The 16,480-nt window shown below is 61.7% G+C and carries 18 protein-coding genes; 5 read left to right on the forward strand and 13 right to left on the reverse strand.

Annotated elements, in window-relative coordinates:
* Nucleotides 1-133: 133 nt before the first annotated feature.
* The 4 genes from tilS to cysS all read right to left on the reverse strand — a co-directional run bounded on the left by tilS (nt 134) and on the right by cysS (nt 4,768).
* On the reverse strand, nt 134-1,534 hold the full coding sequence (tilS, locus tag GTP46_RS20230) for a tRNA lysidine(34) synthetase TilS (protein ID WP_161008429.1): 1,401 nt from the start codon (nt 1,532-1,534) through the stop codon (nt 134-136).
* A 128-nt stretch (nt 1,535-1,662) separates the two neighbouring features.
* On the reverse strand, nt 1,663-2,637 hold the full coding sequence (locus tag GTP46_RS20235; protein ID WP_161008430.1) for an acetyl-CoA carboxylase carboxyltransferase subunit alpha: 975 nt from the start codon (nt 2,635-2,637) through the stop codon (nt 1,663-1,665).
* 93 nt (nt 2,638-2,730) lie between these two features.
* Entirely contained in the window at nt 2,731-3,378 is a 648-nt protein-coding gene (locus GTP46_RS20240; RefSeq protein ID WP_161008431.1) for a DNA-3-methyladenine glycosylase family protein, read from the reverse strand.
* A 1-nt stretch (nt 3,379) separates the two neighbouring features.
* Nucleotides 3,380-4,768 carry a cysteine--tRNA ligase gene (gene cysS, locus GTP46_RS20245; protein WP_161008432.1) on the reverse strand — a complete coding sequence of 463 codons (1,389 nt, stop codon included), beginning with the start codon at nt 4,766-4,768 and terminating at the stop codon, nt 3,380-3,382.
* A 212-nt stretch (nt 4,769-4,980) separates the two neighbouring features.
* Between cysS and GTP46_RS20250 the strand changes: the two genes are divergently transcribed.
* The 4 genes from GTP46_RS20250 to GTP46_RS20265 are packed head-to-tail and all read left to right on the forward strand — an operon-like array spanning nt 4,981 to nt 7,645.
* Nucleotides 4,981-5,568, forward strand: a complete 588-nt coding sequence (locus tag GTP46_RS20250; protein ID WP_161008433.1) for a peptidylprolyl isomerase — start codon at nt 4,981-4,983, stop codon at nt 5,566-5,568.
* Nucleotides 5,569-5,612: 44 nt separating this feature from the next.
* Nucleotides 5,613-6,107, forward strand: a complete 495-nt coding sequence (locus GTP46_RS20255) for a peptidylprolyl isomerase (RefSeq protein ID WP_161008434.1) — start codon at nt 5,613-5,615, stop codon at nt 6,105-6,107.
* Between the two features lie 15 nt (nt 6,108-6,122).
* Nucleotides 6,123-6,881, forward strand: a complete 759-nt coding sequence (locus GTP46_RS20260) for a UDP-2,3-diacylglucosamine diphosphatase (RefSeq protein ID WP_161008435.1) — start codon at nt 6,123-6,125, stop codon at nt 6,879-6,881.
* Nucleotides 6,878-7,645: a substrate-binding periplasmic protein gene (locus GTP46_RS20265; RefSeq protein WP_161008436.1), complete on the forward strand. Its 768-nt coding sequence runs from the start codon at nt 6,878-6,880 to the stop codon at nt 7,643-7,645. The genes GTP46_RS20260 and GTP46_RS20265 overlap by 4 nt, the downstream gene beginning before the upstream one ends.
* A gap of 2 nt (nt 7,646-7,647) precedes the next feature.
* Here GTP46_RS20265 and GTP46_RS20270 read toward each other — a convergent pair whose 3' ends face one another.
* From GTP46_RS20270 to GTP46_RS20280, 3 genes are all read right to left on the reverse strand, one after another.
* Entirely contained in the window at nt 7,648-8,400 is a 753-nt protein-coding gene (locus tag GTP46_RS20270; protein WP_161008437.1) for a tetratricopeptide repeat protein, read from the reverse strand.
* A 53-nt stretch (nt 8,401-8,453) separates the two neighbouring features.
* Nucleotides 8,454-8,963, reverse strand: a complete 510-nt coding sequence (locus GTP46_RS20275; protein WP_202414361.1) for a DUF6622 family protein — start codon at nt 8,961-8,963, stop codon at nt 8,454-8,456.
* A gap of 182 nt (nt 8,964-9,145) precedes the next feature.
* Nucleotides 9,146-9,691 carry a DUF1439 domain-containing protein gene (locus GTP46_RS20280; RefSeq protein ID WP_161008438.1) on the reverse strand — a complete coding sequence of 182 codons (546 nt, stop codon included), beginning with the start codon at nt 9,689-9,691 and terminating at the stop codon, nt 9,146-9,148.
* 37 nt (nt 9,692-9,728) lie between these two features.
* Here GTP46_RS20280 and GTP46_RS20285 point away from each other — a divergent pair, with 37 nt between their 5' ends.
* Complete coding sequence (locus GTP46_RS20285) at nt 9,729-10,472, forward strand: DUF72 domain-containing protein (RefSeq protein WP_161008439.1); 744 nt, start codon at nt 9,729-9,731, stop codon at nt 10,470-10,472.
* Here the strand turns inward: GTP46_RS20285 and GTP46_RS20290 are convergent.
* From GTP46_RS20290 to GTP46_RS20315, 6 genes are read right to left on the reverse strand one after another with little or no spacing between them, the layout of a single operon-like run.
* The gene (locus tag GTP46_RS20290; RefSeq protein WP_161008440.1) at nt 10,402-12,309 is read right to left on the reverse strand and encodes a hybrid sensor histidine kinase/response regulator; all 1,908 of its coding nucleotides are present in this window, start codon (nt 12,307-12,309) and stop codon (nt 10,402-10,404) included. The genes GTP46_RS20285 and GTP46_RS20290 overlap by 71 nt on opposite strands.
* 15 nt (nt 12,310-12,324) lie before the next feature.
* Nucleotides 12,325-13,653 carry an ATP-binding protein gene (locus GTP46_RS20295; RefSeq protein ID WP_161008441.1) on the reverse strand — a complete coding sequence of 443 codons (1,329 nt, stop codon included), beginning with the start codon at nt 13,651-13,653 and terminating at the stop codon, nt 12,325-12,327.
* Nucleotides 13,650-14,675: an ATP-binding SpoIIE family protein phosphatase gene (locus GTP46_RS20300; RefSeq protein WP_161008442.1), complete on the reverse strand. Its 1,026-nt coding sequence runs from the start codon at nt 14,673-14,675 to the stop codon at nt 13,650-13,652. Before GTP46_RS20300 ends, GTP46_RS20295 begins: the two co-directional genes overlap by 4 nt.
* Complete coding sequence (locus tag GTP46_RS20305; protein ID WP_161008443.1) at nt 14,663-15,130, reverse strand: anti-sigma regulatory factor; 468 nt, start codon at nt 15,128-15,130, stop codon at nt 14,663-14,665. The genes GTP46_RS20300 and GTP46_RS20305 overlap by 13 nt, the downstream gene beginning before the upstream one ends.
* Nucleotides 15,130-15,486 carry an STAS domain-containing protein gene (locus GTP46_RS20310; protein WP_161008444.1) on the reverse strand — a complete coding sequence of 119 codons (357 nt, stop codon included), beginning with the start codon at nt 15,484-15,486 and terminating at the stop codon, nt 15,130-15,132. The genes GTP46_RS20305 and GTP46_RS20310 overlap by 1 nt, the downstream gene beginning before the upstream one ends.
* A 7-nt stretch (nt 15,487-15,493) precedes the next feature.
* Complete coding sequence (locus GTP46_RS20315; RefSeq protein ID WP_161008445.1) at nt 15,494-16,345, reverse strand: STAS domain-containing protein; 852 nt, start codon at nt 16,343-16,345, stop codon at nt 15,494-15,496.
* Nucleotides 16,346-16,480 lie beyond the last annotated feature (135 nt).

Here is a 16,480-nt window from a genome sequence, read left to right on the forward strand (position 1 = left end):
TTTCCGCTCAAATAAAGGTAAATGGAACCCTTAACTCTACATGTCGCAATGCAAAATAACAAGTCGAAAAACTCATAAAGTCATACTCAATAGACATATCTACATACAAAATTCGGCAGAAAGCCCCTGATGTCTAGACAGCTTGCCAGCGCAAGCGGATGCGCCCTGCTCCGCTATCCACATGCGCGCAGTCCATGCCGATGCCGGCCGCGAACAGCAAATCCTTGGCGCTTTTCACCACCGGCAGGCGGCTGCGCTCCCATGCGGGGATGTTCAGCGCCTGATAGTGATATTTGACCGGACGCGTGGAACGGTTCGGGGCGAGCTTGAGCTTTTCGCCGCCACGACGGAATTCGATCACCAGTTTTTGGGTGCGCAGCCAATCGGAATCGAGGCCGTCTTCGGCGGGCTCGAAATGCAGGATACCGCCGTAGGCTGGGAAGGCCAGTTCGGCCTCGCCGCTCCAGATGAAGTCGGTGCCGGGCTTGTCGTCGAACTGGTCTTCGCGTGTGCCTTCGAGGTCTTCCAGTTTGGGCGTCAGGTGCAGGCGATCGCGGTAGCGGCGGACGTGGCAGTCGGGGTGCGTAACGAGCAGTTGGGCGTCGTATTTGGCTTCCAGTAGCTGGGCCAGCATTTCGGCCAGCCAGGCGGTGCTTGGCATGCTGTAGCCGCGCGTGGCGAACCAGTGGCGCAGCAGGTTGTAGGCGCGGTCCTGGCTCAGGGCGCGCAGCTTGCTGATATCGAGCTGGTCGCCGTCCAGCGCAGTGGCGAGATCTTGTTCCGCCAACTCGGTCAGCAGGCGGGTCGCCGATTGCGCGTGATGCGCACTGCGGGCGAAGCGCTCCTGGAAGCCAGGGAAGTGCTGCTCCAGCGCCGGCATCACAGTGTGGCGCAGCGCGTTGCGGGCGTAGCGCGGGTCGTCGTTGGATTCGTCGTGGATGTGGTTGATGCTGTGCTGGGCGACGTAACTTTCCAGCTGTTTGCGCGAGGCTTGTAGCAGCGGGCGGGCCATGATGAGGCTGGCGTTTTGCAGCAGGCTAGCGGCGGTGTTGGCAGCGTCCATGCCGGACAGGCCGGCCGGGCCGGAGCCGCGCAGCAGTTGCAGCAGGACGGTTTCGGCTTGATCGTCGAGGTGGTGCGCGGTTAGCAGGAGTTGGACGTTGTGCTCGGCGCACAGACTACCCAAGGCTGCGTAGCGGGCTTTGCGGGCGGCGGCTTCGGTGCCGGATTTTTTGGTGTCTTGCAGTTGGACGCGGCGGGCGGCGAACGGTACGTTCAATGCGGCGCATTGCTGCTCGCAGTGGGCCAGCCAGGCATCGGCGTTCGGGCTCATGCCGTGGTGGACGTGGAAGGCGTGCAGCGTGGCGCCATGCGCTTGCGCGTAGGCGTGGGCAAGGTGCAGCAGGGCCGACGAGTCCAGCCCGCCGCTGAGCGCGACGGCGATGCGCGGGGCGCCGCCCTCGCCTGCCTGTGCGTGCGCGGCGCTGACGGCGCTGTTAAACGTGGACTCGATGGTTGGCTTTTGCTGCTTCAATTGTGGCTCCGAAAATGCAAACCGGGAGCGTCGCTGATGCGGGCTCCCGGTGGTGTTCTATGGGCACCGGCGTTCGCCGGTGCGACGGTTCGTCACCCCGGCGGAAGCCGGGGCCCATGCTGAGTGTGTTATTCCTGCGGCGTGGTTTCTTTGAACTTACCGTAGCTCATCAGCTTTTCGTGACGGGCTTCCAGCAGGTCTTTGGTTTTCATGCCGTGGAACTGGCGCAGCGAGTCGGCCAGCGCGCGTTTCAGCAAGGTCGCCATCTGCTTCGGATCGCGATGCGCGCCGCCCAGCGGTTCGGTCACGATCTTGTCGATCAGGCCAATCGCTTTCAGGCGGTGCGCAGTCAGGCCCAGCGCTTCCGCTGCATCCGCAGCACGCTCCGAGGTCTTCCACAGAATCGAGGCGCAGCCTTCCGGCGAAATCACCGAGTAAGTCGCGTATTGCAGCATGATGACCTGGTCGGCCACGGCAATCGCCAGCGCGCCGCCAGAACCGCCTTCACCAATAATGGTAGCGATCAGCGGCACTTTCAGTTCCGCCATCACGTACAGGTTGTGGCCGATCGCTTCCGACTGGCCGCGCTCTTCCGCGTCGATACCTGGGAAGGCGCCCGGCGTATCCACAAACGTGAACACTGGAATACCGAACTTCTCAGCCAGCTTCATCAGACGCATGGCTTTGCGGTAGCCTTCCGGCTTCGGCATGCCGAAGTTACGCAGTGCGCGTTCTTTGGTATCGCGGCCTTTTTGATGGCCGATCACCATACAAGCCTGGCCGTTGAAGCGGGCCAGACCGCCGACCACCGACAAGTCGTCCGCATAAGTGCGGTCGCCGTGCAGTTCGTGGAAGTCGGTGAAGATTTCGTTCACGTAGTCCATGGTATATGGACGTTGCGGGTGACGCGCGATTTGCGATACTTGCCATGGCGTCAGCTTGGCGTAGATGTCTTTGGTCAGCTGCTGGCTTTTCTTCGCCAGGCGGTCGATCTCCTCAGAGATGTCGACAGCGGAATCGTCTTGCACGAAGCGCAGTTCTTCGATTTTGCCGTCGAGTTCAGCAATTGGTTGCTCAAAATTGAGGAAAGTCGTTTTGGTCATTGTACCTCCGTGTTTATTCTCAGCCGCGGCTCAGTTGCTTCATTTGCCCGCTTGTGACGGGCACAAAAAGGCCTCGCGCAGCGATTAGAGTATCTATTCTACAGCAACCGGGTCCAGGCTACGCCATAAATACCATGTCGCTACCGTACGATAGGGTTCCCAATTGGCCGACACCTCGCGCGCATCGCTGCGCGAGACTGGTTCGCCGGAGAAGTAGTTCTGGCTAATGCCCTGGATCAAACCGGGGTCATCCAGCGGTAAAACGTTCGGCCGGAGCAGATTAAATATCAAAAACATCTCGGCTGTCCAGCGGCCGATGCCGCGGATCTGGGTCAGTTCGGCGATCACCGCTTCGTCGTCCATCTGGTCCCACTGGGCCGTGTGGACGCGTTTGTTCTTGAAGTGGTCGGCCAGGTCGAGGATGTATTCAGTCTTGCGCTTGGACAGGCCGCAAGCGGACAGCTCTTCGGCGCCCGCCTTGATGATCTGCGCCGGCGTGCATTTCGGGCTGATCGCCAGCAGCTTTTTCCAGGCGGCGTCAGCCACTTTGGCAGTCACCTGCTGGCCGACGATGGAGCGCGCCAAGGTGGTAAAAGGATCGTGATGGCCGCGCAGATGCAGGTCGCCAAACTGGGGGATCAGCTTGTTCATGATGCGGTCGCGCTTCATGAGCTCAAGCTTGGCTTCCTCCCAATATGGCGGCACTCCGCCCACAGCCTCGTTATCCTTGGCGATGACCATGTTATGCGCGGCGCCAGTTGGTGGTGCCGTCAGGCTTGTCTTCGAGGATGACGCCTTGCGCCAGCAGATCCGCGCGGATCTTGTCCGATTCGGCGAAGTTGCGGGCTTTCTTGGCTTCCGCGCGCTTGAGGATGGCTTCCGCGATGGCGGCATCATCACCGCCCTCACCGCCGACCGACGCTTGCAGGAATTGCTGCGGCGTGCGGTCCAGCAGACCGATCACGGCAGCCAGGCCTTTCAACTGGCGCGCCAGTACTGGCGATTTCGATTTGTTCAGCTCGGTGACCAGATCGAACAGCGCGGCCACCGCCAGCGGCGTATTGAAGTCGTCGTCCATCGCTTCGGCGAAGCGGGCGGCGTGCTCTTCTTTCCAATTTAGCGGCAGGCCATCGCCCTCCACGCCGTCCAGCGCGGTGTACAGGCGGGTCAGCGCGCCGCGCGCGTCGTCGAGGTGTGCGTCCGAATAGTTCAGCGGGCTGCGATAGTGGGCGCGCAGGATGAAGAAGCGCACCACTTCAGCGTCGTACTTCTTCAGCACGTCGCGGATGGTGAAGAAGTTGCCCAGCGATTTGGACATTTTCTCGTTATCCACGCGCACGAAGCCGTTGTGCACCCAGTAATTGACCATGGCGTGGCCGGAGGCGCCTTCCGATTGCGCGATTTCATTCTCGTGGTGCGGGAACTGCAAGTCCGCGCCGCCGCCGTGAATATCGAAGTGTTCGCCCAGCAGCTCGCACGACATGGCCGAGCACTCGATGTGCCAGCCCGGACGGCCCTTGCCCCACTTGGAATCCCACTTCACCTCTTCCGGCTCGGATTCTTTCGATGCTTTCCACAGCACGAAGTCGAGCGGATCGCGCTTGCCGGTGTTGACGTCCACGCGCTCGCCGGCGCGCAGGTCATCCAGCGACTTGCCCGACAGCTTGCCGTAGCCGTCAAAATTGCGCACGGCAAAATTGACGTCGCCGTCTTCACCCTGGTAGGCCAGTTGTTTCGATTCCAGCTTCTCGATCAGCGCCAGCATTTGCGGCACGTACTCGGTGGCGCGCGGCACCAGCGTTGGCGGCAGGATGCCAAGCGCGGTGGTGTCTTCGTCCATGTACTGGGTAAAGCGGCCGGTCAGCTGCGAGATAGTCTCGCCGTTCTCGACCGCGCGCTTGATGATCTTGTCGTCGATGTCCGTGATGTTGCGGGCGTAGGTGACCTCGTAGCCGGAAGCCAGCAGCCAGCGGTACATGACGTCGAACGCCATCATCATGCGGGCGTGGCCGATGTGGCAGTAATCGTAGATGGTCATGCCGCACACATACATGCGGACCTTGCCCGGTTCGATCGGTACGAATACTTGCTTGTCACGCGCCAGCGTGTTGTAAATCTTTAAATTGCTCATCGGACTCTTGCGTTTTGCTGGGTCCACAGACAATACGATGACCCGGCGCGGCGTATGCGCCTGTCGTCATCGTGAGCCTGGGGGAACCTTGGGAATGTTCTTGTTTCTACCTTCTAAGGGGTAGAATGGAATAAGTATAGCATTGATAAAAACAGCATAGGCTTCATCTGTAACGGGATTTTGCCTATCTAACACTCACCAGAGGATGACCGATGTACCAAAAACTGATGACCGCCCTCGCCGGCCTGAGCTTGTCTGCCGCCGTACTGGCCGCCCCGACTGTCCAACAGGTCGAGCTCAAAACCACGATGGGCGATATCGTCGTTGAGCTGAACCACGAGAAAGCCCCGAAGTCGGTCGACAATTTCATCAGCTATGTGAAGTCTGGTTTCTATAAAGGCACGATTTTCCACCGCGTGATCGACGGCTTCATGATCCAGGGTGGCGGCTACGACGAAAAACTCAAGGGCAAGCCGACCAGCAAACCGGTGCCGATCGAATCGAAAAACGGCCTGAGCAATGTGAAGTATTCGCTGGCGATGGCGCGCATGGGCGATCCGAACTCGGCCACGTCGCAATGGTTCATCAACGTCGAAGACAACACCCCGCTCGATTTCCCGGGCCCGGACGGCTCCGGCGGCTACACCGTGTTCGGCAAGGTCGTCAAAGGCTTCGAGACGGTCGACAAGATCAAGGCCGTGCTGGTGGACGACAAAGGCATCTTCCAGAACATCCCGGTGATTCCTATCGTGGTCAAGTCCGCCACGATTTTGAAGACACCGATCCAGCCGAAACAGTAAAATAGCGGCCTTGCCGTTTTCAATTAACCATTCAGGATAACAAAATGACCAAAGTAATCATCAAAACCAACCTCGGCACCATGACCGCAGAACTGGACGCAGAAAAAGCGCCTAAGTCGGTTGCCAACTTCCTGGCCTACATGGAAGCCGGCCATTACAACAACACCATCTTCCACCGCGTGATCGACGGCTTCATGATCCAGGGCGGCGGTTTCGAGCCAGGTATGAAACAAAAGCCAGCGGACACCACCGTGGAAAACGAAGCCAAGAACGGCCTGAAAAACGAGCCATACACCCTGGCCATGGCCCGCACCTCGGCGCCACACTCGGCATCGGCCCAGTTCTTCGTCAACGTCAAAAACAACTCCTTCCTGGACTACCCAGGCCAGGACGGCTGGGGCTACGCCGTGTTCGGCAAAGTCGTGGAAGGCACCGATGTGGTTGACGCCATCAAGAAAGTCAAAACCACCCGCAGCGGCATGTTCGCTGACGTGCCGTCGGAAGACGTGGTCATCGAAAGCATCGAACTGGCTGCTTAAGGTAGCAACTAAGCTATGAGCGAAGTCTGCGCGCTGTTCATCTCCGATCTGCATTTGCAGCCTGCGCATCCTGCCACCAGCAAGGCGTTTTTCGACTTCCTGGAGCAGCATGCGCGGCACGCGCAGCAACTGTATCTGCTCGGCGACCTGTTCGAGTATTGGGCCGGTGATGACGACATCACCGATCCGTATCACGCCGACATCGTGGCGGCGCTGCGCGCTGTCAGCGATGCCGGTGTGGTGATCTACTGGATTGCCGGCAACCGCGATTTCCTGGTCGGAGCGCGCTTTGCCGAAGAGGCCAACGTCATCCTGCTGCCCGAAACGTGGGTGGCCGAAATCGGCGGCCATAAAGTGGTGGTGCTGCACGGCGACGCCCAGTGCACCCAGGACACCAAGTACATGGAATTCCGTGCCATGGTGCGGCAGCCTGCGTGGCAGGCCCAATTCACCGCCATGCCGCTGGCGCAACGCAAGGCCATCATCGCCGGCCTGCGCGCCGACAGCCGCAAAGAGCAAAGCGGCAAATCCTACGACATCATGGACGTGACGCCGCAAGCCATCCTCGATGTGTTTGCCGAGACCGGCGCTGAAGTCATGATCCACGGTCACACCCACCGCCCCGCCCTGCACCAGCTCGACGAAGGCAAACGCCGCTACGTGCTGCCGGACTGGGAACCGGAATCGACACCAGCGCGCGGCGGCTGGATCGCCATCACCGACGATGGCGCCATTACGCGCTACGACCTCAACGGCGCAGTCATCCCATCATGAACCAGCGCGCGCTGCTTGCCGGATTGTGCAGCGCCCTGTTCAGCGGCGCGGCGTGGTCTGCGCCAGCAACGCTCACCGTCGCCTGGCGCGACAAACCGCCCTACCACTACACCGAAGACGGCATGGCCAAAGGCTTTTTGCTGGAGCGCGCGCGTAGCGTGTTCGATAGCGCCGGACTGACGGTACGTTTCGTCAACGAACCGCAAAAACGGATCTGGGCCAACTTCCAGCACGGCGCCACCAATTACTGCTCGATCAGCTGGTACCGTTTGCCGGAACGCGAGGCCGTTGCGCAATATAGCCAGCCCCTCCACGAAGACTTGCCGCACACCGTATTGATCGCGCCGGGCATGGCCAACCGCGTGAAAGCGCACACCACGCTGGCCTCGCTGCTGACCGATCCGACGCTAACCCTGGGTGCAGTGGAAGGCGTGTCCTATGGGCCAGCGCTGGATGCGATGATCAAGACCAGCAAGAACCAGATCATGAGCCGCACCGTGGAGACCACGCAAATGCTGCGCATGCTGACTGTGGGCCGCGCGTCCTTCATGTTCGCCGACCGCGAGGACTGGGAATTTTTCAGCGCGAAGAACAAGGCCAGCCAGTCCGTCGTACGCTATGACTTGCCGGACATGCCGGCCGGGATGAAACGCCACATCGTCTGCAGCCGCGACGTGTCACAGGAAACGATGAACAAGCTGAACCAGGCGATTGCTGCGACCGGTGGCACCAACAATCCCGGCCACAGCAAACCCACCAAATAAACTCAGCGATTAATCGAGGACATCGCCGTATTCAGGCGGCGCACCAGTTGCTGGTTAAGGTCACGTGTGTGGCGCGCCCAACGGTCCATCGTATGCTTCAACTCCACGTACAGTTGCTCGGCGCGGGCCGCATCGCCCACGCTGGCCGCCCAGATGGCGAACTCGGCTTGCACGGCAAAGCTGTTGTAGTGACTCAGCGCATATTCAAACTCGGTACGCGCTTCATCGTGACGGCCGGTGGCTGCGTAAGTTTGCGCCAGCAGCAGCGAGATTTGTTCGGGACGGAATCTGCCGTCAGCGCTGCGGATGGTTTGCAAATGCGCCAGTGCTGCCTCGGCCTTGCCACTGGCCAGACTGGCCTGTGCTGCGCCGTAGCGGATTTCCAGATCGCCGGAGAATGGACCTTGCAGGCAAGCTTCGTAGGTGCTGGCCGCCTCCTCCGCGTTACCAGCTGCCAGCAAGGCTGCAGCCAAACGCATCTGGTTCTGGGCGGTTGGGGTGAAATCGTAGGCATTGCGCGCTTCGCGCAGGGCGCGGCCCGGATCGAACGTCTTGGCGGCGGCGCTCACCGCCTTGCGGGCGCCGTGCTGCAGTTTCGAATCCGGCAGATAGATTGCGAAGAAATACACGATGCTGCCGAGGCCGGGGAAGAAAAACAAAATCATCACCCAGTACAGCTCTTTACCACTGCGGATCGCATGGATGGCGAAGAAGATCGCCACCAGCACATGCAATCCGATACCGAAAATATACATACACCGCCTCTACAATAAAAGAATGACACGATTGTAGAAGCTATTCCCGGGCATCACAAGGCGACGACACCAGCCGGTTGGCGCAGGTAGGCAGCAGCGTAGCGGGACAGGCGGCCGATGAACACACCGTTGAACAGGCCGTACAGCACAGTCACACCCAGCGATACCGGCAAGCTGTGCACCACTTCAGGATGCATGGCCGTCATCACGCCCACCGTGTACTTGGTGATGAAGATAGCGATCATCAGCATCAGCGGCGCCCAGCTGCCGCGCTGAAACACCGTGCCGGCGGCGCGATTAACACTGATTTCACCTTTGCTGAGGCTCCAGACCAGCGCCACCGCCACCGCCACGCCTGCTGCCCAAGCGGCCCAGACTGCTTCGCCCAGTACGCCGTGCGGGTTAATGCTGGTCAGCGCCAGCACCAGCATCACGCCGGGGATGATGGCCAGTTTCTGCAGCGAGATGTCACGGTCTTGCGAGGCCAGGTAGCCGCGATACAGCAGGAAGGCCAGCAGGGCCCAAACGTAGAACGGGGTATGTGCGAGGATTTGGCTGATCATGATTTGCTCCGTTAAGTAAGTTTCGATGGAGCCATGATGCCTGCAGCGAACGCCAGCCGGACCAGCATGCGACGAAATGCGCCAGCCCGGCGCGAAATGCAGCCGGCCGCCGCGAAATTCGGGGTCAGTTCTGCCATTGGTACATGAGCCCGTGTGCGATTGGCAGAACTGACCCCGGATTATTATTGGGCGGGCTGGAGTTTGGCGACCAGCGCGCCGGGGCGGGTGTCGATCCCGGTCAGCACGAATTGCACGCCGGCGTAGCGCAGCTCTTCCGGGCGGAAGGTGTGCACCGGCATGTCGCGGATCACTTTGTCGCTCAGCAGGTTGGCCACGCTGGCCAGCTGGTTTTGTTTGCCCTCATCAACGCCTTCGACGTTGAAGCGGTCCACATGCGCATCAGCGATGTAGATGGCATTACGCATGCTGTCCACCCGCAAGCGGCCCGACACCAGCATGCTGCCATGCCAGGACTGGCGCGCCAGCAGCGGCGTCACGCCCAGATCAAAGGTCAGCGCCACACGGTCGCTATCCGGCAGGATGTCGAGCCGTGGATGGCTCAGCTCGACTTCAAACACGCCCAAGGCACGCTGGTGCATGGGGAATTTGCGCTCCAGGCTGGCTTGCAGCTTCTCTTGCGGCAAGTTCACCTCGCGCGGGCCGATCAGGGTGGCGCAGGCCGCCAGCAACAGTGCAGCGGCAAATATGGCATAACGTTTAAGATTCATCGGACCATCTTTCAAAAATACGGGACAGGCGCATTATATGACTCTGACGCGATTAGGTTGCGCCGGCTGGAGCATCAGCCGCGAGGCGGCGCCCGCGTTTGACGGCGCCGGCAGCCATCTGGAGCGTTATGCCGCCGTGCTGAATGCGGTCGAAATCAATTCTTCGTTCTACCGCCCCCACAAGCCGCAGACGTACGCGCGCTGGGCAGCCAGCGTACCGGACGACTTCCGCTTCTCGGTCAAACTGCCGCGCAGTATCACGCACGAGCGGCGCTTGCAGGATGCCTCCGCTCTGATCGGCCAATTTGCGGCCGAAGCCGGTGCGCTGGGCAACAAGCTCGGCTGCGTGCTGGTACAGCTCCCGCCCAGCCTGCGCCTCGATACCGTTGCCGCCGAACGCGTCTTCCCGCAATTGCACGAGCACTTCGGCTGCATGCTGGCCTGCGAAGCGCGCCACGCCAGCTGGTTCAGCGACGAAGCGACCGCCCTGCTACACGCGCACCACATCACCCGCGTGATAGCCGATCCACCAGCCGGCCAGCCGGGGCCGTACATCGCCACCACGGATCAGAGCTACGTCCGCCTTCACGGCAGCCCACGCATCTATTATTCCACCTACGACGAGGCCTACTTGCAGAGCGTGGCCGCGTGGCTGGCCCACCGCGATGGCTGGTGCATCTTCGACAACACCGCCGCCGGCGCCGCTATCCTCAACGCACTACTGCTTCAGCAACTTCAGGCCGCAGCGCCCGCTCCAGATCGTCAAAATTGGCAGGCTTGACCAGATGCATATCAAAGCCAGCCGCACGGCTGCGCTCGCGGTCTTCGCTAGAGCCGTAGCCAGTGTGGGCGATCAGGCGCATCCCGGCCAGCGCAGGTTCCGCGCGCAGCATGCCCGCCAGCACGTAGCCATCGACGCCCGGTAAGCCCACGTCCAGCAATGCGGTGTCCGGATGATGGGCCAACGCCAGCGCAATGGCCTCGGCAGCATTGTGCGCGATGTACACCTCATATCCCAGGGCCAGCAGCAGCTCGCCCATCACGCCGACCGAATCGGCATTATCATCGACCAGCAGCAAGCGCAGTCCCGCCGGCGTGAGCGACGCGGCGTTGGCCGCTCCTGCCGCCGGCGTAGCGCCCAGCTGCAAAGGGAACTCTACGATAAAAGTGCTGCCCTTGCCGATGCCGGCGCTCTGCACTTCGACTGTACCGCCATGCATCTCCACCAGCGTCGACACCAGCGACAAACCAATGCCGAGCCCGTCATGCACCCGGTCCTGGGTCGCTGCGCCCTGCGCAAACATGTCAAAAATCCGCGCCAGATTGTACGAGGTGATGCCGATGCCATTGTCGCTGACTGTGATGCGCAAGCGCTCCGGCTGCGGCAACGCCACGACCAGCGCAATCCGCCCGCCGGGATCGGTGAATTTGGCCGCGTTGTGCAACAGGTTGCCGATGATTTGCGACAGCCGCACCGGATCGCCATGCACCTGCACCGGATGCGGCGGCAGCGTCACCGTCAGCGTGTGATGCCGGGCGTCGATCAGCGCTTTGACCGTTTCAACGGCGGGTTCGACTACCGCATGCAGCGTCACGTCCTGATACCGCAGCGTCAGCTTACCCTCCGAGATCCGCGCCACGTCCAGCAGATCATCAACCAGATGCGATAAATGGCTGACCTGGCGCAAGATCACCTCCCGCGCTTTGCGGTGTGCCTCGCCGTCGGCCTGGGGCACCGTATTCATCAACATGACCGCGTTGCGGATCGGACTGAGCGGATTGCGCAGTTCGTGCGCCAGCGTCGCCAGGAAGTCGTTCTTGTTGTCGTCCGCCGCCCGCAGCAGGCTTTCCATGTTTTTGCGGCCACTGATGTCGCTGGTAATGCGGGCGATGCGGTATGGCTGCTGCTGGTCGTCGCGCACCAGGAAAGCACGGTCGCGCACCCAGCGCACCTGGCCATCCAGCGCCAGCCGGTACTCCTGATCGTAATGGCCGTTCTCCAGCACGCCCAGCCAGCCCGCCAGCACCAGCGCGCGGTCGTCGCCATGCACCGCTGCCGCCCAGTCATCCGGCGACTGCTGCAAATGCGCCAGCGCGCGGCCAAACAGGTGCTCGTAGGCCGGGCTGGCGTAGAGCAGCTGGCGCTCGCCAAGGCTGAACATCCAGAACACGTCATCAATATTGTCGGTCAGCTGGCGGAAGCGTTCTTCGCTGTTGCGCAACTCGGTCTGGATACGCTGCAGGCGCAGCAGCGCATTGACATTGGCGATCAGTTCATCCGCTTCGATCGGCGCGGCCAGGTAGTTATCGGCGCCGCCGTCGAGGCCGCGGATTTTGTCGTCGCGGCCTATCAATGCCGCCGAGGTCTGCAACACCAGCACCGTGCAGGTCGCCACATCGTCCTTAATCCGGCGGCACACTTCGATGCCGCTGATGTCAGGCAGCTTGACGTCCAGTAGCACCAGCGCCGGCTTGGCCTTGCGCGCCAGTTCCAGCGCGTCGGTGCCGTTGGCGGCCTCAATCACCTCAAAGCCGGCGCTTTGCAGGATGCGGGTCTTGACGTAGCGCGCGCCATCGTTGTCGTCTACATTGAGTATCAAAATGTCGCTATTGGCCATGGCGGTGTCCCTGAGTCATGGTGCGGTGGCGGGCAGCCGCAGGTAAAAAGTCGAACCCTCGCCTTCGGCGCTGCGCACATCCACCTCGCCACCCAGCAGCGTGGCCAGCTTGCGGCACAACGGCAGCCCCAGCCCGGTGCCCTTGGCGCGGCGCTGCAAGGGATGGGCGACCTGGCTGAATTCTTCAAAGATCAATTGCTGGTTGTCCGGGCTGATGCCGATGCCGCTATCGGTGACGGCAAACGTCACGCGGCCATCGAGCACGTCCTGCATTTCGACCAGCACCTGTCCCTGTTCGGTAAACTTGAGCGCATTGGAAATGAAATTGCGCAGGATTTGCGTCAGCTTGCCTTCGTCCGACACCAGCGTGACCGGCCCCGGCTCGGCAAATATCAGCTCAGTCCGGGCATCACGGGTCAGCGGTCGCAGCATGCCTTTCAAGGCGCTGAACAATTGGCCGACATCGATCGGCGCCATACTCAACTCGACCTTGCCAGCCTCGATCTTGGCCAGGTCCAGCAAATCATTCACCAGCTCCGACAGGCTGCCGGCCGCGCTGGAAATAAACGCCACCTGCCGCTCCTGCTCCGCCGTCAACGGGCCATCCATGCGGTCAAGCAAGAGCTGGGACAGCGCCCGGATCGAACTCAGCGGCGTGCGCAGCTCGTGGCTGGTATTCGACAGAAAGCGTGACTTCATCTCATCGGCCTTGCGCAAGCGCTCGGCTTTTTCCTCGATCTCGGCATACAGCGCCACCACGCCGCGATTGGTGTCCTCCAGCTCGCGCGTCAGTTCCAGCAAATCGTCCTGGCGCTCGCGCAGTTCGGCCAGCGCCTGCGCCAGCTCGCGGTTTTGCTGCTCGATTTCCGAGTAGGTGCTTTGCACCGGCATGCTGGCCAGCTGCGCACCGATCTCGGCCAGATCCAATGGCGCCTGGGCCAGCAGTGGCAGCGTCTTGTGCATCACCACGTTCAGGGCGGTCGGCGTGGCGCTGACAATGCTGCATTCATCCATCAAGCGCTGCGCGGTGACCAGCGCCAGCTCCAGCTGCGGCACGCCGGCGTCGCTCTCGGCAGTGGCCGGCGCGCGCGACGCGCCTTCAGCGGTGATGATCACGCGCAGCTGCGGCAGCTTGGTTTGCACATTGACGGCAAAGGTCGCGCGTCCACCGGTCAGCCGGCCATAGGCACAGCGCGCCACTTCCGACACCGAGGTGGCTATCCGCACCTGATCCTGCACGCCGAAATTCAGCATGCCGGCAATCTGGCGCGCGCGCTGGCGTACCGCCACCACGTCCGGGGCGCTATCGATGCCAACCTGGAGCAGGCGCACGAAAGGCATCATGGGCTCCCCGGCATGGCCAGCACCAGCACGCTGGCATCATCGCGCCGGCGTCCGTGGTCCCGCAGCAGCACGGCAGCGATCATGGCAGGTTCACGCGCGAGCAGGCCCGGATACTGCGCCAGATCCCACTGCGTGCTGATGCCGTCGCTGGCCAGCACCACCAGGGAGCCCGCCGGACAAGGAAACTGCAACTCCTGCACCTTGCGCACGTTATGGCCAACGATGCCGTTATGCGACATCAGTTGGCGGCGCGCGCCGTCGACATAAATGCTGGCCATGATGTTACCGATGCCGGCAAACGCCAGTTGCTGGGTCGCCGGATTGAGCGTGGCGATCGCCAGCGCCGCGCCGCGCGTTGGCCGCAGCGCCGCGTGGCACGCCTCCACCAGCAGGCCCGGTGGCTGCGCCGGCGTAGCCTTCAGGGTGGCGACGGCAGCAGCAGCGGCCTTGGCAGCTTCCGGCCCATGGCCCAAGCCGTCAACCGCCAGCATGGTAATACCGTCCTGCCGCGGCAGCACGGCCCAGGCATCGCCGCTCTCGGTCTCGCCCGCTATCGGTTGGCACACGCCGCCGTAGCGGAGCGGCAAACTGGCCGGTGCGGCGTCGCGCCACAAGCGCGCGAACAGCAGCGTGCCCTTGCCCATGGGGGCATACACGTCAAACTGGTCCGCCAGACGGCGGATCGCGCCCAGCCCGGTGCCAGCCGTGCCGGCACTGGAGACGCCGTCTGTCATGGCCTGCTGCAGATTGGCGATGCCCGGGCCCTGGTCGAAGGCCAGCACTTCGACGCAGCGCCTGCCGCCATAGTTGGCGACCGAGACCAGCATGCTGCCCTCGCCAGCGTGCTTGAGGATGTTGGTGGCGGCTTCAGTAATAATCAGCGCCAGTTGCCCAATGCGCGTCTCGCTCATGCCGAGCCGGTCGGCCAAGGCCTGGCCACTGCGGCGCGCGGCGCCGACATCGGCCGCATGCTGGATCGCGATCCATTCAGCCGGATCCAGCGAACTGCTTAGATTTTCCATTTGATAATCGCTACCGCAGTGCCCTCGCCGGGGCGAGAATCAATATTGAAATCATCGGCCAGGCGCTTGGCGCCGCCCAGTCCCAAACCCAGGCCACCGCCGCTGGTGTAGCCGTCGCGCAGCGCCAGCGCGATATCGGCAATGCCGGGGCCGTCGTCGGCAAACACCAGCCGCAGCCCACTCCGCAAACCATCCGTCAAGCGCTCCAGCACCACCACGCCACCGCCGCCATACTTGATGGTATTGCGCGCCAGTTCGCTGGCCGCCGTCACTAGCTTGGTCTGGTCGACCAGGCTCAGCTTCATAGCCAATGCATGCTCGCGCACGGCCTTGCGCACGCTCACCACGTGCTCGTCGGTTTCCAGCGGCAGCAGCTGGTGCAGGTCCGCCCGGTCGGCATACTGGCTAAGCAAGGGCGAGCGGTAGCGGCTAAGATCTGGTGTCCCGTTACGCATCAGTTGTAATTCTTCCCAAGCAGCTTCATGCCACGCTCAACATTGAGGGCGGTTTTCACGCCGGGCAGCGTCAGGCCCAACTCCACCAGTGTGATCGCTACTGCCGGCTGCATGCCGACCAGTACGGTTTCCGCATCGAGCACGCGCGCCATGGCGGCGGTGTTGCTGATCATGCGGCCGATGAAGGAGTCCACCAGATCCAGCGCAGAGATGTCGATCAGCACACCCTTGGCGTGATCGCGGACGATCCGCTCGGTCAGGTCGTCCTGCAAGGTCATGGCCAGGCGGTCGTGCATGTCGACCTGAATCGTCACCAGCAGCAGGTCGCCGATGCGCAAAATAGGAATACGTTCCATCGTGCGCTCACCCCCGGCGGCTGATGGTGGCCCCTACCCGGTCCAACGCCACCACGAAGGCGTCGGCCAGGGTGGCCTTGGTGACAACGTCCTCAAGATTGACGCCCAGGTGCACAATGGTCTGGGCAATCTGAGGCCGGATGCCGCTGATGATGCAGTCGGCGCCCATCAGGCGGGCGGCGGCAATGGTTTTCATCAGGTGCTGGGCCACCAGCGTATCCACCGTGGGCACGCCGGTAATGTCAATGATGGCAATCGCGGCGCCGGTCTCCACCACTTTTTCCAGCAAGCTTTCCATCACCACCTGGCTGCGCGCGCTATCGAGCGTGCCGATCAGCGGCAGCGCCAGAATGTCCTGCCACAATTTGACAACCGGCGTCGATAGCTCCATCAGCTCGTGTTGCTGGCGCACGATGATCTGGTCGCGGCTCTTCTGGAACACTTCCACCGTGTACAGCCCCAGCTGATCAAGGATGGTGCTAATCCCCCACAGGGCCTCGGCCAGCTCCAGCGGCTCTGCGCTCAGTTCGCGGCGCAGCATGGTGAACAACGATTGCTTGAGCGAGAACACAAAGGTTGCCGTCTCGTTAGGCGTCGAACCCTGCTTGGCACGCTGGCTGGAAATTTCATTCAGCAGGTTGCGCACCTCGTCCCAGGGACGCAGATTGATGTCCTCAGTACCGCCCGTTGCCAACGCCACTGGCAGCAAGGCCAGGAATTGGCGGCTGTGGCGCTGCACCGTGGTATCGTCGCCACGGAAACTCTTGCCTGCCAGCTCTGCGGTCCAGGTGCCCAGGACGTCGCTCTCATGCTGCGTAATCAAGGTGCCGACGCGCAGGACGGTATTCGAAGTGCTCATGCATTCCCCAGTTTTAGATGATGATTAATTAACTGACTATAGCCTACTCAGGAAAAATTGCCATTCTTTAATCGTGCGCGCCAAATGACTTGCTTTTTTGATTTCTAGTGTTATAGTTCACTACAACACCACTTC

It is taken from the genome of Duganella flavida, assembly GCF_009857445.1.
Taxonomy (GTDB): Bacteria; Pseudomonadota; Gammaproteobacteria; order Burkholderiales; family Burkholderiaceae_D; genus Rugamonas; species Rugamonas flavida.

What these genes read in the sequence shown, in the direction of transcription:
- GTP46_RS20235 (WP_161008430.1), bottom strand. Translation starts at nt 2,637, where the DNA reads ATGACCAAAACGACTTTCCTCAATTTTGAGCAACCAATTGCTGAACTC.
- GTP46_RS20240 (WP_161008431.1), bottom strand. Translation starts at nt 3,378, where the DNA reads ATGGTCATCGCCAAGGATAACGAGGCTGTGGGCGGAGTGCCGCCATAT.
- cysS (WP_161008432.1), bottom strand. Translation starts at nt 4,768, where the DNA reads ATGAGCAATTTAAAGATTTACAACACGCTGGCGCGTGACAAGCAAGTA.
- GTP46_RS20250 (WP_161008433.1), top strand. Translation starts at nt 4,981, where the DNA reads ATGTACCAAAAACTGATGACCGCCCTCGCCGGCCTGAGCTTGTCTGCC.
- GTP46_RS20255 (WP_161008434.1), top strand. Translation starts at nt 5,613, where the DNA reads ATGACCAAAGTAATCATCAAAACCAACCTCGGCACCATGACCGCAGAA.
- GTP46_RS20260 (WP_161008435.1), top strand. Translation starts at nt 6,123, where the DNA reads ATGAGCGAAGTCTGCGCGCTGTTCATCTCCGATCTGCATTTGCAGCCT.
- GTP46_RS20265 (WP_161008436.1), top strand. Translation starts at nt 6,878, where the DNA reads ATGAACCAGCGCGCGCTGCTTGCCGGATTGTGCAGCGCCCTGTTCAGC.
- GTP46_RS20270 (WP_161008437.1), bottom strand. Translation starts at nt 8,400, where the DNA reads ATGTATATTTTCGGTATCGGATTGCATGTGCTGGTGGCGATCTTCTTC.
- GTP46_RS20275 (WP_202414361.1), bottom strand. Translation starts at nt 8,963, where the DNA reads ATGATCAGCCAAATCCTCGCACATACCCCGTTCTACGTTTGGGCCCTG.
- GTP46_RS20280 (WP_161008438.1), bottom strand. Translation starts at nt 9,691, where the DNA reads ATGAATCTTAAACGTTATGCCATATTTGCCGCTGCACTGTTGCTGGCG.
- GTP46_RS20285 (WP_161008439.1), top strand. Translation starts at nt 9,729, where the DNA reads ATGACTCTGACGCGATTAGGTTGCGCCGGCTGGAGCATCAGCCGCGAG.
- GTP46_RS20290 (WP_161008440.1), bottom strand. Translation starts at nt 12,309, where the DNA reads ATGGCCAATAGCGACATTTTGATACTCAATGTAGACGACAACGATGGC.
- GTP46_RS20295 (WP_161008441.1), bottom strand. Translation starts at nt 13,653, where the DNA reads ATGATGCCTTTCGTGCGCCTGCTCCAGGTTGGCATCGATAGCGCCCCG.
- GTP46_RS20300 (WP_161008442.1), bottom strand. Translation starts at nt 14,675, where the DNA reads ATGGAAAATCTAAGCAGTTCGCTGGATCCGGCTGAATGGATCGCGATC.
- GTP46_RS20305 (WP_161008443.1), bottom strand. Translation starts at nt 15,130, where the DNA reads ATGCGTAACGGGACACCAGATCTTAGCCGCTACCGCTCGCCCTTGCTT.
- GTP46_RS20310 (WP_161008444.1), bottom strand. Translation starts at nt 15,486, where the DNA reads ATGGAACGTATTCCTATTTTGCGCATCGGCGACCTGCTGCTGGTGACG.
- GTP46_RS20315 (WP_161008445.1), bottom strand. Translation starts at nt 16,345, where the DNA reads ATGAGCACTTCGAATACCGTCCTGCGCGTCGGCACCTTGATTACGCAG.